Origin of the sequence: Streptomyces sp. DG1A-41 (assembly GCF_037055355.1) — a bacterium.
GTDB lineage: Bacteria > Actinomycetota > Actinomycetes > Streptomycetales > Streptomycetaceae > Streptomyces.
The window spans coordinates 1638915-1652986 of record NZ_CP146350.1; the positions used below are offsets into that span (position 1 = coordinate 1638915).

13 protein-coding genes are annotated in these 14072 nt (G+C 69.2%); 2 read left to right on the forward strand and 11 right to left on the reverse strand.

Translation table 11 applies throughout. The features are described 5' to 3' along the window. Positions 1 to 11: 11 nt before the first annotated feature. The 5 genes from V8690_RS07745 to V8690_RS07765 form a co-directional block, all read right to left on the reverse strand. Positions 12 to 989, reverse strand: a complete 978-nt coding sequence (locus tag V8690_RS07745) for a WYL domain-containing protein (protein WP_338776777.1) — start codon at positions 987 to 989, stop codon at positions 12 to 14. Between the two features lie 128 nt (positions 990 to 1117). Continuing rightward, entirely contained in the window at positions 1118 to 1489 is a 372-nt protein-coding gene (locus V8690_RS07750; RefSeq protein ID WP_010045336.1) for an FKBP-type peptidyl-prolyl cis-trans isomerase, read from the reverse strand. Positions 1490 to 1550: 61 nt separating this feature from the next. Beyond that, positions 1551 to 2552, reverse strand: a complete 1002-nt coding sequence (locus V8690_RS07755; RefSeq protein WP_338776778.1) for an FKBP-type peptidyl-prolyl cis-trans isomerase — start codon at positions 2550 to 2552, stop codon at positions 1551 to 1553. Between the two features lie 130 nt (positions 2553 to 2682). Further along, on the reverse strand, positions 2683 to 4044 hold the full coding sequence (pafA, locus tag V8690_RS07760; protein ID WP_086564699.1) for a Pup--protein ligase: 1362 nt from the start codon (positions 4042 to 4044) through the stop codon (positions 2683 to 2685). 9 nt (positions 4045 to 4053) lie between these two features. Next, positions 4054 to 5313, reverse strand: a complete 1260-nt coding sequence (locus tag V8690_RS07765; protein ID WP_338776782.1) for an MFS transporter — start codon at positions 5311 to 5313, stop codon at positions 4054 to 4056. Positions 5314 to 5401: 88 nt separating this feature from the next. Here V8690_RS07765 and V8690_RS07770 point away from each other — a divergent pair, with 88 nt between their 5' ends. Beyond that, the gene (locus V8690_RS07770) at positions 5402 to 6418 is read left to right on the forward strand and encodes a LacI family DNA-binding transcriptional regulator (RefSeq protein WP_338776784.1); all 1017 of its coding nucleotides are present in this window, start codon (positions 5402 to 5404) and stop codon (positions 6416 to 6418) included. 421 nt (positions 6419 to 6839) lie between these two features. Here the strand turns inward: V8690_RS07770 and prcA are convergent, their stop codons facing one another. The 5 genes from prcA to arc all read right to left on the reverse strand — a co-directional run bounded on the left by prcA (position 6840) and on the right by arc (position 12769). After that, entirely contained in the window at positions 6840 to 7610 is a 771-nt protein-coding gene (prcA, locus tag V8690_RS07775; protein WP_338776786.1) for a proteasome subunit alpha, read from the reverse strand. Positions 7611 to 7679: 69 nt separating this feature from the next. After that, positions 7680 to 8525, reverse strand: coding sequence for a proteasome subunit beta (gene prcB / locus V8690_RS07780; RefSeq protein ID WP_150479904.1), 846 nt, complete (start codon positions 8523 to 8525; stop codon positions 7680 to 7682). Positions 8526 to 8857: 332 nt separating this feature from the next. Next, positions 8858 to 9076: a ubiquitin-like protein Pup gene (locus V8690_RS07785; RefSeq protein ID WP_010045349.1), complete on the reverse strand. Its 219-nt coding sequence runs from the start codon at positions 9074 to 9076 to the stop codon at positions 8858 to 8860. Between the two features lie 178 nt (positions 9077 to 9254). Then, the gene (gene dop / locus V8690_RS07790; RefSeq protein WP_338776789.1) at positions 9255 to 10766 is read right to left on the reverse strand and encodes a depupylase/deamidase Dop; all 1512 of its coding nucleotides are present in this window, start codon (positions 10764 to 10766) and stop codon (positions 9255 to 9257) included. Between the two features lie 236 nt (positions 10767 to 11002). Next, complete coding sequence (gene arc, locus V8690_RS07795) at positions 11003 to 12769, reverse strand: proteasome ATPase (RefSeq protein ID WP_338776791.1); 1767 nt, start codon at positions 12767 to 12769, stop codon at positions 11003 to 11005. A gap of 246 nt (positions 12770 to 13015) precedes the next feature. Here arc and V8690_RS07800 point away from each other — a divergent pair, with 246 nt between their 5' ends. Continuing rightward, positions 13016 to 13321, forward strand: a complete 306-nt coding sequence (locus V8690_RS07800) for a ferredoxin (RefSeq protein WP_338776793.1) — start codon at positions 13016 to 13018, stop codon at positions 13319 to 13321. 56 nt (positions 13322 to 13377) lie between these two features. Here V8690_RS07800 and V8690_RS07805 read toward each other — a convergent pair whose 3' ends face one another. Next, entirely contained in the window at positions 13378 to 13956 is a 579-nt protein-coding gene (locus tag V8690_RS07805; protein ID WP_338776794.1) for a hypothetical protein, read from the reverse strand. Positions 13957 to 14072: the final 116 nt, after the last annotated feature.

Consider the following 14072-nt stretch of genomic DNA (forward strand, 5'->3'; position numbering starts at 1 on the left):
TCCGCTCCCCCTCAGCCCTTGGCCACGGCCCGTAGCCGGTCCACCACGTCGGCCCGCAGCTCCGCGGGCTCCAGGACGACCACGTCCGGCCCGAACTCCACCAGCCAGGCATCCAGCCCGTGGCCGTACGGAATCTCCAACTCGTCCCAGCCGTCACCGAGTTCCCGGACGGAGGTGGCCTTCGCCCGAAGGGGGTACCCCGCGTCCGAGCGCAGCCGGATCCGCGCCGAGCGGTCGGTGATCTCGCCGGCCCAGCTCGCGACGGTCTCACGGACGGTGACGACGTCCGGCACGGGAGCGGTGTAACGGCCGCCGCGCGAGCGGACCTTGCCGGTGATCCGGGACAGCCGGAAGACCCGCTCGGCACCCCGGTCCCGGTCCCAGCCCGCCAGGTACCAGTGGCCCCGCCAGCACTCCAGCGCCCACGGCTCCACGTGCCGCTGCTCGGGGTGCGCGGCGGTGGCCTTGCGGTAGTCGAACACGACGGGCCTGCGGTCCCGGCAGGCGAGCATCAGCGGCTCGAACGCCGCCTCGTGCACGGGGATGCGCGGCTCCAGGGCACCGTGCGACCCGTACGGGTCGACGTCCTCGGGGAGCCCGGCCGCCCGCAGCTTCTGGAGGGCGCCGCTGGCGGCGCCGGCGAGCCGGGCCTGCTGCCACACCTTGGCGGCGAGCCCGAGCGCAGCGGCCTCCTCGGCGTCCAGGGTGATGGGCGGGAGGCGGTTGCTGTCACGGCGGGCCAGATAGCCGACCTCGCCGTCGAGGCTCTCGACGGTCTCGATGACCAGTCCGAGTTCGCGCAGGTCGTCCTTGTCGCGCTCGAACATGCGGTTGAAGGAGTCGTCGTTGCCACCCGAGCCGTTGCCCGGCCCGAAGGCCTCGACGTAGGCCTCGATGGAGTCGCGCAGCTCACGCTTGCTGAGCGGCCGCCGCGTCCCGAGCAGACACAGCGCCAGGTTCATCAGCCGCTCGGCCTTGGCAATGGCCATCGACGCGCTTCGCCTCCCTATGGTGCTTACGAGCGATGACCGTACCGCCACACGGTGGTACGGCAAAAGCCGAGGGCCCATGCCCGAACAGGCATGGGCCCCACATGATCGAGTGTGTCCGAACCTGGTCAGACCCCGAGCAGGTCGACCACGAAGATCAGCGTCTCGCCGGGCTTGATCAGAGGGGACGGGCTCTGGTTGCCGTAGGCGAGGTGGGCGGGAATGGTCAGCTGGCGGCGGCCGCCGACCTTCATGCCCTGCACGCCCTGGTCCCAGCCCTTGATGACCCGGCCGCCACCCAGCGGGAAGCGGAAGGGGGTGCCGCGGTTCCAGCTGGCGTCGAACTCCTCGCCGGTGCTGAAGGAGACACCGACGTAGTGAACGGTGACGGTCTGGCCCGCCTGCGCGACCGGGCCGTCGCCTTCCCAGATGTCCTTGATCTCGAGGTCCGCCGGGGGCTCGCCGCCCGGGAAGTCGATCTCGGGCTTGTCGATGCTCACGTCTCTTGCTCCTGCTTGTCTGCGGAAAGGCGAACACGCACAGTCTTACATCCCACGCGCGTCACAGCTTCGCGAGGATGTCCACCGAGAAGACCAGCGTGGAGTCCTTCTTGATACCGCTGCCCTGCGGCGGGTTGTCCCCGTAGCCCAGCTCCGGCGGGATGACGATGAGGACGCGGCTGCCGACCTTCTTGCCGGTCAGGCCCTGCGCCCAGCCCTTGACGACCTGCTGGAGCGAGAACGACACCAGCTGCTTGTTGGCGTACGACGAGTCGAACTCCTTGCCGCCGTCCCACAGCACGCCCTTGTACTGCACGAGGACGCTGTTGTCGGCGGCCACCTCATCGCCGTCGCCCTCCAGGACGTACTCCGCCACCAGCTTCTTGGGGGCGGCCGCCTTGGGCACCTCGATCGAGGGCGCCTTCCCGTCGGTGTTGGTGCCGACCTTGGGCAGGTCCGCGTTGCCCTGCGGGACCTCCTTGCCCTTGGCGGAGCTCTTGGCGTTGAACGTGTCCTGCACGTCGACGACGAAGACCAGGGTGTCGGTGCCCTTGATGCCCGCCTGCGGGTTGCCCTGCGAGCCGTAGCCCCAGGTGGGCGGGACGGCCATCTCGATGCGGCTGCCGGCCTTCTTGCCGGCCAGCGCGTACCGCCAGCCGTCGATGATCTGGCCCTGGGCGAGCTGGATGGCCAGGCGGGTCTTGCGGTCGTAGGAGTTGTCGAAGACCTTGGCGGTGTTCCAGACCTGGCCCAGGTAGTTCGCGACGACGAAGTCGTTCTCCGCGATGACCTTGCCGCTGCCCGCGACCAGGGTCTTCACCGCGAGCTGCTTCGACGGCTCTGAGCTGCCCTTGGCGATCGTCGGCTTCTCGTCGAACTTCGTGCCCGCGGTGACCGCCGGCAGCGGGCCGTCGACGATCTTCGGCGGCGGTGCCGCGGACGGGGCCGACGCCGAGGGCGACGGGCTGTCGCTGGCCTTGCTCGAGTCGGACTTGTCATCGCCGCATGCGGCGAGCGTGGCAAGTCCAGCGGGTACGGAGATGAGAAGTGAGCGTCGGCGCACTGTGGGGGCCTCGTAATCGGTCGATCTCGTGGATGGCGTGCGCGCAACTCTACGGCGTGAGCAGGGCGCCGTACTTGTAACGTACGGCGCCCGTGTGGCGTTCCGGCGATTTTCCCGCCGGCGCATTTCCTCACATTCCGGCGATCAGCTTCTCCACCCGGTCGTCCACCGAACGGAACGGGTCCTTGCACAACACGGTGCGCTGGGCCTGGTCGTTGAGCTTGAGGTGAACCCAGTCGACCGTGAAGTCACGGCGCTGTTCCTGGGCGCGCCGGATGAAGTCGCCGCGCAGCCGGGCCCGAGTGGTCTGCGGCGGAACGGACTTGCCCTCGAAGATCTTCAAGTCGTTGCAGACACGCGCTGCCTGGCCCTTCTTCTCGAGCAGGTAGTACAGGCCACGACGGCGGTGGATGTCGTGGTAGGCGAGGTCTATCTGCGCGACACGAGGGTGGGACATGGTCATGTTGTGCTTGGCCCGGTACCGCTCGAGGAGCTTGTACTTCATGACCCAGTCGATCTCGGTGCCGATGCGGTCGAGATCCTCGGTCTCGATCGCGTCCAGCGTGCGGCCCCACAGCTCCAGGACCTGCTCCACGGTGCCGGTGCGGATGCCTCGGCGCTCGCAGAAGTCCACGGCCTTCTCGTAGTACTCGCGCTGCACCTCCAGGGCGGAGGCCTCACGTCCGCTGGCCAGGCGGACCTTGCGGCGGCCGGTGATGTCGTGGCTGACCTCGCGGATCGCCCGGATCGGGTTCTCGAGGGTGAGGTCCCGCATCACCGTGCCCGCCTCGATCATGCGCAGCACCAGGTCGGTGGCGCCGACCTTGAGCAGCATGGTCGTCTCGGACATGTTGGAGTCGCCCACGATGACGTGCAGGCGGCGGTAGCGCTCGGCGTCCGCGTGCGGCTCGTCACGCGTGTTGATGATCGGCCGGGAGCGGGTCGTCGCCGAGGAGACGCCCTCCCAGATGTGCTCGGCCCGCTGGCTGACGCAGTACACGGCACCGCGCGGCGTCTGGAGCACCTTGCCCGCGCCGCACAGCAACTGCCGTGTGACCAGGAAGGGAATCAGAATGTCGGCGAGCCGGGAGAACTCCCCGTGCCGGGCGACCAGATAGTTCTCGTGGCAGCCGTAGGAGTTGCCCGCCGAATCGGTGTTGTTCTTGAAGAGGTAGACGTCGCCCGCGATTCCCTCCTCGTGCAGGCGTCGTTCGGCGTCCACCAGGAGTCCTTCGAGAATGCGCTCGCCCGCTTTGTCGTGGGTGACCAGTTCGATCACGTTGTCACATTCCGGTGTGGCGTATTCCGGATGTGAACCCACGTCGAGATAGAGGCGGGCGCCGTTTCGCAGAAAGACATTGCTGCTGCGGCCCCATGACACGACACGGCGGAAGAGGTACCGCGCCACCTCGTCAGGAGACAGGCGGCGCTGTCCCCTGAACGTGCACGTGACGCCGTACTCGTTCTCCAGCCCGAAAATGCGGCGGTCCATGAGGGAACATTACGCCCGATCCCCTGAACTGAAACGGGGTTCGACGGCACGGTTTGGATCATTTTCCGAACCGGCGGCAACCGCCGCTCCCCCACCGGGAGCTGCGAGTACCCGCCCCGTGGCGGTCAAAACCAACAGGGACACGCCACCCGCGACACCCGGCACGGCGAAGCCCCACAGCGCCCCGCCCGCCTCCACGACGGGCCCCGCGACGCCCGCTCCGACCGAGTGGCCGACGGTGAACGTCGTCACCAGCCAGGAGAACGCCTCGGTGACCGTGCCCCGCGGCGCGTGCCGGTCCACCAGGACGAACCCGCAGGCGATGGCGGGCGCGAGGAAGACACCGGCGAGCGCGGTCAGCCCCACCATGGGCACCGCGCCCGGCATGAGCATCAGCGGCAGATAACACACCACCAGAAGTGCCACCAGCACGCGCAGTCGCCGCGCGGGCTCACCGGCCCACGGCCGGGCTCCGTAGACGGATCCGCCGACCAGCGCCCCGAACCCCAGAGCCGCCATCAGCCAGCCGTACACGACGTCACCGCCGTGGTCGTCCGCGTAGGGCACCGAGGCGACCGTGATGGACCCGAGCGCCATCCCTATGAACAGGAACGCCGCCAGCAGCGCCAGCAGCCCCGCCGAGCGCAGCGCGCCGAGCCAGTGCGCCTCGCGCGGCGCCGACCGCCACGCGCGCGAGGGCGGCGACACCACGACGGACAGCGCCCCCAGCACCCCGACCACGTTCAGCACGAGCAGCGCGGCCTGGGCGGACCACAGGGACACGCACAGCGTCACGAGCAGCGGCCCGACGGTGAACATCACCTCCTGGGCCACGGCGTCCATGGCGTACGCGGTGTGCACGTGCTCCTCCTTGCGGAGGACGGACGACCACAGAGCCCGCAGCCCGCCCTCGAGGGGCGGCGTGAAGAGCCCGGCGGCGGCCACGGCGGCACAGGCGAGGGGCAGCGACCCGATCCCGGCGAAGGCGAAGACGGCCATGGCGAGCCCGGAGAGGACCGCCGCCGGCAACTGCACGCGCGGCTGCCCGCGCAGGTCCACGAGCCTGCCCAGCACCGGCTGGCCCACGGCGTTGGCGACGCCGTACACGCCCACCAGCGCCCCCGCGATGCTGTACGAACCGCCTTCGGCCCGCACGAACAGCAGGATCGCGATGGCCGCCGTGGCATTGGGCAGACGACCGACGAGCGTGCCGACGAGCAGCCGGGCGGCGTGTCGCGCCCGAAGGATCTCCAGGTATCCCGTGGCCATGTCCCCACCCTAGGTTTTACGTATAACGTCGAGTTCCATACGTACCATGGCCGCTGTTCACGAGTCCAGACGAAGGAGCAGCCCGACGGTGGCACGAGGCAGCACCCGACCCACGAGCCGGGACGTCGCCCAGGCCGCCGGCGTCTCGCAGGCGGCGGTCTCCCTGGTCCTCGGGGACAAGTGGCGCGGGCGCGTCTCGGAGGCGACGGCGGAGCGGGTCCGCGAGGCCGCGCGCGACCTGGGCTACCGCCCGAACCTGGCCGCGCGCAACCTGCGCCTGGGCCGCACCCGCACGGTCCTCCTGGTGGTCCCGGCCCTGACCACGGAGTTCTTCGCCGGCGTCTACACGGGCGCCGGCCGCGTCGCCGCCGAGCACGGCTTCGGCGTGGTCCTCTACCCCTCCCCCGAGGGCATCGGCCCCGCCCCGGACCCCTTCGCCTCCGCCCAGGCCGCGCTCGACGGTGTCATCGCCTCCTCCATGGCCGCGGACGCGCTGACCGCGATCCGTGGGGAGGCGTTGCCGCTGGTGATGCTGGACAGTGACCCGGCGGGAAGCCTGGGGGCGGCGACGGTGAACCTGGACATCGCCGACGGTGTCCGCCAGGTCGCGGAACACCTGCAGGCCCTGGGCCACCGCCGGTTCCTCCACCTCGCGGCGGACGTACCGTCCTGGACCTTCGAGGTACGCGCCCGGGAGGTGGCGGCCCGGCTGGCCGGGGTGCCCGGTACGTCCGTCCGCACGGCCCGCTCGCCGATCTCCATCGAGGGCGCGGTGGCCGCGGCCGAAACGGCCCTCTCGGAGCCGGGCCCCCGTCCTACGGCCGTGGTCTGCGACGACGACCAGCTGGCCGCCGGCACGTACAAGGCAGCTCGCCGCCTGGGCCTGCGCGTCCCGGACGACCTGTCCGTCACCGGCCTGGACGATCTGGCCCTGGCCACGGCGATCGACCCGGAGCTGACGACGGTCCGCCTGGACGCCGAGCTGTTCGGTGAACGGGGCATGCGGGCGCTGCTGGCCGTCCTGGAGGGCCGTGAGCCCGAGGGCGGGGACATCCCGGTACGGCTGGTGGTACGCGGCTCCACGGCACCACCTGGCTTGCCGTAGGCGGCGTCGGTGCCGGGGCCGGGGCGGGTCCGCAGCCCGGCGGAACGGGGTGCCGCCGCGCCCACCCGTGCCGCCTCAAGCGGCACGACCGCCCGCAGCGACAGCCTCCGGCGGCTGAACGGATCACCACGCGCCCGCAGCGGCGGCCCGCGATAGCCGAAGCGGGGGCACCGCGCGCCCGCACCCGCGCGCGCACGGAAGGGGACACGTGCCGGGGGTGTCCGCCCGCGGCGGTTGGCGCGTCAACGGGGAGTCAGCCGGTGTCCGACCCCATCGCACAGTTCCGAGGGTGGACACCCCCGACACGGCCCCTACCCCCACAACCCGCGCGCAGGCGAAGGCACGGCACCCCCACCACACCCGCGCAGGCCGCCGCGGGCACCCCGGCTCAACCGCCGGAGGCACCCGCGGACGTGGACGACTACTCGCCGTCCCCGGATGCCTCCGCCTCAGCCGCGGCATCCGCCTCGGCCTCCGACGCCGTGGTCGCCCCGTCCGCCTCCAGCAGCCGGCTCAGCTGGCGCCCAGTGATCCGCTTGAACTTGCGCTTCTGCGGCCGCGTACGGTCCAGCACCGCCACTTCCAGCCGCTCCGCGGGAATCTCCCGCTCGCTGCCGTTGGTGTCACGAGACAGGGACTGCACCGCCAGCTTCAGGGCCTCGGCCAGCGTCATGCCGTCCCGGTGGCGCTGGTCCAGGTAACTGCTGATCTGCTCCGCGTTGCCCCCCACCGCGACCGCGCCGTGCTCGTCCACGATGGATCCGTCATGCGGCAGCCGGTAGATCTGGTCCTGCTCGGTCGTCTCCCCGACCTCGGCGACGACCAGCTCCACCTCGTACGGCTTCTCCCCGACACTCGAGAAGATCGTGCCCAGCGTCTGCGCGTACACGTTCGCCAGGCCCCGGGCCGTCACATCGTCCCGGTCGTAGGTGTAACCCCGCAGGTCGGCGTAGCGCACGCCGCCGATCCGCAGGTTCTCGTACTCGTTGTACTTGCCGGCGGCCGCGAAGCCGATCCGGTCATAGATCTCGCTGAACTTGTGCAGCGCACGGGACGGGTTCTCGCCGACGAACACGATGCCGTCGGCATACTGCAGCACAACGAGGCTGCGACCACGAGCGATGCCCTTCCGGGCGTACTCCGCCCGGTCGGCCATCTGCTGCTGGGGTGAGACATAGAACGGCGTCGACACCGGTTATCCGTCCCTCTCTTGAAGATTCCGTCGGTTCACTGGACCACCCTCATGAAGACAGCCCGCCGCTCACAGCAGCGCGGCCCGCGGACCGTCGGGCTGCTCCAGACGCCGCTCCAGAATCGAGCGCGCGATCTCGGACGACTCGTTCTCGGAGAGCCGGCGGAAACCGTCCTCGGTGATCACGGTGACGATGGGATAGATCCGGCGGGCGACATCGGGACCACCGGTCGCCGAGTCGTCGTCTGCCGCGTCGTAGAGCGCCTGGACCACGAGCGTCGTGGCCTCGGCCTCGCTGAGGTCCTCCCGGAAGAGCTTCTTCATCGCGCCGCGAGCGAAGATCGAACCGGAACCCGTGGCCGCGTAACCCTGTTCCTCGGAGCGCCCGCCCGTGACGTCGTAGGAGAAGATCCGCCCCTTCTCCCGGTCCACGTCGTACCCGGCGAACAGCGGCACGACGGCCAGGCCCTGCATGGCCATGCCGAGGTTGGACCGGATCATCGTCGACAGCCGGTTCGCCTTGCCCTCCAGCGACAGCTGCGCGCCCTCGACCTTCTCGAAGTGCTCCAGCTCCAGCTGGAACAGCTTCACCATCTCCACGGCCAGACCCGCCGTACCGGCGATGCCCACGGCCGAGTACTCGTCGGCCGGGAAGACCTTCTCGATGTCCCGCTGCGCGATGACGTTGCCCATGGTGGCCCGCCGGTCACCGGCGAGGACGACGCCGCCGGGAAACGTCACGGCCACGATCGTCGTGCCGTGCGGCGCCTCGATCGCGCCCTGCACCGGGGGCAACTTCTTGTTGCCCGGCAGCAGTTCGGGCTGGTGATCGGACAGGAAGTCCATGAAGGAGGCAGACCCTGGCGTCAGGAAGGCAGCTGGCAGACGCCCGGTGCTACGAGTGTTGGCTTCCACGCGATTCCTTCCACGTATGCGACAGCCCGCCCTGTGACGTCGGGCCGATCCTTGGAACAACCCCGGTCCGGTTGCGACCGGGGGCACGGTATGCCACGGACCCTACCCGTCCTTCGGCGGTGATCCACATGCCCGGCGGGACCAACTCCGCGAGAGCGACGCCGCACTTGCCCGCCGCACACAGGCAGGCGGACCACCGGGCGCCGGACGCCACCGACGCCCGGAGCGCCGCACGCGAAGGCACGACGTCATGCATTCCGCGCGCGGCGCTCCACGACGCCCGTCCGTCACCCATGCACCCCATTCACCTTCGAATGGAAGGCACTGGCGCCTTACTGACCACCCTTTTGAACGAAGGAGCGCACGAAGTCCTCGGCGTTCTCCTCGAGGACGTCGTCGATCTCGTCCAGAACCGAGTCCACGTCGTCGCTCAGCTTCTCGTGACGCTCCTTGACGTCCTCCGAAGCCTGCGCCTCTGCCGCCTGCTCCTCGACCTCCTCGGTGGACCGGGTGGCCTTCTGCTGTCCGCCGCCGGTGTCCTTGGTCGCCATATCCCTCACCCCGCTCGCTTCGCCCGACACAGTTGCTCGGTCAAGATCAGACCCTACTCGCCGGGTCTGACAATGGCCCCGCAGTTGCTCCAACGTACGGGGGCCACCTCGATGATTCCCGGACCTGGGACTTTCCACCCTGTCCGGCGGGCCCCACCCGAGTACCCGCTGAACGCGCTCACCCGCCCGAAAGGACCCTGACCAGGTCTTCCGCGGTGCGGCAGCGGTCCAGGAGCTCCTTGACGTGATTACGCGTTCCGCGAAGCGGTTCCAGGGTTGGAACGCGCTGGAGGGAGTCCCGGCCCGGCAGGTCGAAGATCACCGAGTCCCAGGAGGCCGCCGCCACGTCGTCCGCGTACTGCTCCAGGCAGCGGCCGCGGAAGTACGCGCGCGTGTCCTCCGGCGGCGCCGTACGGGCCCGCTCGACGTCCGCCTCGTCCAGCAGCCGCTTCATGCGCCCGCGGGCCACCAGACGGTTGTACAAGCCCTTCTCGGGCCGTACGTCGGCGTACTGGAGGTCGACCAGGTGCAGCCGCGCCGCGTCCCAGTCGAGGTCGTCCCGGCGCCGGTAGCCCTCCATGAGCTCCCGCTTGGCGACCCAGTCCAGCTCGCCGGCCAGGCTCATCGGGTCGTGCTCCAGACGGGTGAGGGTGTCCTCCCAGCGGGACAGGACGTCCTTGGTCTGGTCGTCGGCGTCCGCCCCGAACCGCTCCTCGACGTACTTGCGCGCGAGCTCGTAGTACTCCATCTGAAGCTGGACCGCCGTGAGCGTACGCCCGCTGCGCAGCGTGATCAGGCGCTTCAGGGACGGGTCGTGCGAGACCTGGTGGAGGGTGCGCACGGGCTGGTCGACGGCCAGGTCGACGGCGATGAAACCGTCCTCGATCATCGACAGGACCAGGGAGGTCGTCCCCAGCTTGAGGTACGTCGAGATCTCCGAGAGGTTCGCGTCGCCGATGATCACGTGCAGACGGCGGTACTTCTCGGCGTCCGCGTGCGGCTCGTCGCGGGTGTTGATGATCGGGCGCTTGAGCGTCGTCTCGAGACCGACCTCGACCTCGAAGTAGTCGGCTCGCTGGCTGAGCTGGAAGCCGTGCTCGTGCCCGTCCTGGCCGATACCGACGCGGCCCGCTCCGGTGAAGACCTGACGGGAGACGAAGAACGGCGTCAGGTGGCGCACGATGTCCGAGAAGGGGGTCTCCCGCTTCATCAGGTAGTTCTCGTGCGTGCCGTAGGACGCGCCCTTGTTGTCGGTGTTGTTCTTGTACAGGTGGATCGGCTGGGCACCGGGCAGCTGGGCGGCCCGTTCCGCGGCCTCCGCCATGATCCGCTCGCCGGCCTTGTCCCAGAGGACGGCGTCCCGGGGGTTGGTGACCTCGGGGGCGCTGTACTCGGGGTGGGCGTGGTCGACGTAGAGCCGTGCGCCGTTGGTGAGGATCACGTTGGCCAGGCCGATGTCCTCGTCGGTGAGCTGGCTGGAGTCGGCGGCCTCGCGGGCGAGGTCGAAGCCTCGGGCGTCCCGCAGCGGGTTCTCCTCCTCGAAGTCCCAGCGGGCCCGGCGGGCCCGGTGCATCGCCGCCGCGTAGGCGTTCACGATCTGGGACGAGGTGAGCATGGCATTGGCGTTGGGGTGGCCGGGGACGGAGATTCCGTACTCCGTCTCGATGCCCATTACTCGCCGTACGGTCATGCGGCCCTCCTTGCCCGGCGGCGCCCTCGGTCGTGGGCGCCACTCAGATACCGCTGGCGCTCGGTTGCGTGTGCGGTGCCCGTCCCCGCACTGCGCGACTTGGCGGTACGCAAGAGCCTAGAACGCCTTTGCGCTGGTGGGGAGATCATTTGCGTCATTGCGTTGCTCCAGCCGTGGCCCTGAAAAACAGTCGGCTGCGGGTACCCCGCCGAGGGCACCCGCAGCCGCCCTGCCTTTTACAGGTACTGACCGGTGTTCGCCACCGTGTCGATGGAGCGTCCGGTGTCCGCGCCCTGCTTTCCGGTGATGAGCGTACGGATGTACACGATCCGCTCGCCCTTCTTGCCGGAGATCCGGGCCCAGTCGTCCGGGTTGGTGGTGTTCGGCAGGTCCTCGTTCTCCTTGAACTCGTCCACGCAGGCCTGGAGGAGGTGGGAGACCCTGAGGCCCTTCTGGTTCTTCTCGAGGAAGTCCTTGATCGCCATCTTCTTGGCGCGGCCCACGATGTTCTCGATCATGGCGCCGGAGTTGAAGTCCTTGAAGTAGAGGACTTCCTTGTCGCCGTTGGCGTAGGTGACCTCCAGGAAGCGGTTCTCCTCGGATTCTGCGTACATCTGTTCGACGGCCGTCTGGATCATGCTCTGGACCGTGGAGGCCTTGGATCCGCTGTGCTCGGCGAGGTCGTCGCTGTGCAGCGGGAGGCGCTCGGTGAGGTACTTGCCGAAGATGTCCTTGGCCGCCTCGGCGTCCGGACGCTCGATCTTGATCTTCACGTCCAGCCGGCCGGGCCGCAGGATGGCCGGGTCGATCATGTCCTCACGGTTGGAGGCACCGATCACGACCACGTTCTGGAGGCCCTCCACACCGTCGATCTCGGCGAGCAGCTGCGGGACGATGGTGTTCTCCACGTCCGAGCTGACACCGGAGCCACGGGTGCGGAAGAGGGACTCCATCTCGTCGAAGAAGACGATGACGGGTGTTCCCTCGCTGGCCTTCTCACGGGCCCGCTGGAAGACGAGGCGGATCTGCCGCTCCGTCTCACCGACGTACTTGTTCAGGAGCTCGGGGCCCTTGATGTTGAGGAAGAAGCTCTTGCCTGCGGCCTGGCCGGTCACCTCGGCGACCTTCTTGGCCAGCGAGTTGGCCACGGCCTTGGCGATCAGGGTCTTACCGCATCCAGGAGGCCCGTACAGCAGGACACCCTTCGGCGGCCGTAGTTCGTGCTCCTTGAACAGGTCCGGGTACAGGTACGGGAGCTCGACCGCGTCACGGATGGCCTCGATCTGGTTGCCGAGGCCGCCGATCTGCTCGTAGCCGATGTCGGGGACTTCTTCGAGGACGAGCTCCTCGACCTCGCTCTTCGGCACGACCTCGTAGACGTAGCCGGAACGGGGTTCGAGCAGGAGGGCGTCGCCGGCGCGGATGGTGACGTCCAGCAGCGGCTCGGCGAGCCGTACCACCCGCTCCTCGTCGGTGTGCCCGAGCACCAGGGCCCGCTCGCCGTCCTCGAGGATCTCCTTGAGTGTGACGATTTCACCGACGCGCTCGAACTCCATGGCCTCGACCACGTTGAGCGCTTCGTTGAGCATCACTTCCTGGCCGCGCCGGAGCTCGTCGAGCTCGACGCTGGGGCTGACGTTCACCCTGAGCTTGCGGCCGCCGGTGAAGATGTCGGCGGTGCCGTCCTCGTTGGCCGTCAGGAAGACACCGAAGCCGGCCGGCGGCTGTGCGAGCCGGTCGACTTCCTCCTTGAGGGCCACGATCTGGTCACGGGCCTCACGGAGCGTGTTGGCGAGTCGCTCGTTCTGTGCGGACACGCCGGCCAGATTGGTCTGCAGCTCGACGATCCGCTCTTCGAGAATCCTCGTGTGTCGCGGAGAGTCGGCGAGCTTACGTCGCAGGACGGCGATCTCCTGCTCAAGGTAGGCGATCTGCCCGGCCGGGTCGTCGGACCCGCGTCCCGGGCGGATGCCGCGGTTCATGTCGTCGTCGTGGGCTGCCACGGTCCTCACCTCCTCCAAGGGGAGCTGGACGCTTCCAGACCCTACCTGGGCGGGTGTCGATTGAAACCCCTAGATCACAAAGACGGTCGGGGTGTGTCCGATCTTCACCCTTGCGCTCTCCCTCACGCCAGGGGAATACCCAGCGAACATGAATGGAACCCAGCCGGAGGTAGGGTCGAAGCGTTCAACACCCGTCAGAGCTGGCCGGATTCCCGATACGGCTCGGCGTATGAAACGGCAGGAGACATGAGCGTGCAGCAGGAGGCCGGGGTCGACGGCGAGGCGCTGGAGGTCTGGATCGACCAGGACCTGTGTACCGGTGACGGCATCTGCGCCCAGTACGCGCCCGAGGTGTTCGAGCTGGACATCGACGGTCTGGCCTATGTGAAGAGCCCCGACGACGAGTTGCTCCAGGACAAGGGCGCGACAACGCCCGTTCCGCTGCCGCTTCTCACGGACGTGATCGACTCGGCGAAGGAGTGTCCGGGCGAGTGCATCCACGTGCGTCGAGTTTCGGACAGGGCCGAGGTGTACGGGCCGGACACGGAGTGACCACTTCTCTACGTTCCGTTACTACTGTCTGATATCTCACACGTGGGGCGCGCGCCTCACACGCTGCGGGCTCCGGCCGGTGCCGAGCGCACGAACGCGCCGTTCCGCCAACGCCATTTCACGTCGCTGCGCACATCCGGGCAGCAACGCGGCACATCGCGCGACGAGTAGCCGAGGAGGTTGGCCGTGACGGCGCCGTCGCGTACGGCGAAGTCGCTGACGGTGGTGCCGTCCTCGGGGTCGAGCAGGGTCGCCACCACGCGCGGTTCGCCGCCGTCGCGGCCCCGGGTGAGGACGTACACGCCGTCCGGCGGGGTGCCCATCGGGGAGTCGCAGTGGACCACGGCCACGGTCTCGGGGCTACCGTCGCCGTCGAGGTCGCCGGAGGCCCTCTTCTTCACCACGGCCTTCACCGGGCCGCACTCGATGGGGAACTCCACGGCGGCCGGGTCGGGGGCGGTCGCGTTCGCCGGCGCGCTTCCGGTCTCGGGGGCGGACGGCTGAGCGGCCGTCGCCGCGCCTGGCTGGAGGACCGAGGAGAGGGCCATGACGCCGGCGACCGCCGTGGCGGTGGCGAGCCAGTGGATGGGGCGGGTGTGGGTGTGGGCGAGCTCCGGGACGGCGGAAGGCTGCACTAGGAGTGTCTCCTGAGGGCTGTGCCGGTGGTGGGGTGGCCAGCATGGTGCCACACGTCACACCGCGAGGGAACGGCGGGGTGTGCAGGTCCCGTGCCGGAGAAGTCAGAAGGGTC

What these genes read in the sequence shown, in the direction of transcription:
- V8690_RS07765 (WP_338776782.1), bottom strand. Translation starts at nt 5,313, where the DNA reads ATGGCCACGGGATACCTGGAGATCCTTCGGGCGCGACACGCCGCCCGG.
- V8690_RS07785 (WP_010045349.1), bottom strand. Translation starts at nt 9,076, where the DNA reads ATGGCGACCAAGGACACCGGCGGCGGACAGCAGAAGGCCACCCGGTCC.
- V8690_RS07745 (WP_338776777.1), bottom strand. Translation starts at nt 989, where the DNA reads ATGGCCATTGCCAAGGCCGAGCGGCTGATGAACCTGGCGCTGTGTCTG.
- pafA (WP_086564699.1), bottom strand. Translation starts at nt 4,044, where the DNA reads ATGGACCGCCGCATTTTCGGGCTGGAGAACGAGTACGGCGTCACGTGC.
- V8690_RS07800 (WP_338776793.1), top strand. Translation starts at nt 13,016, where the DNA reads ATGAGCGTGCAGCAGGAGGCCGGGGTCGACGGCGAGGCGCTGGAGGTC.
- dop (WP_338776789.1), bottom strand. Translation starts at nt 10,766, where the DNA reads ATGACCGTACGGCGAGTAATGGGCATCGAGACGGAGTACGGAATCTCC.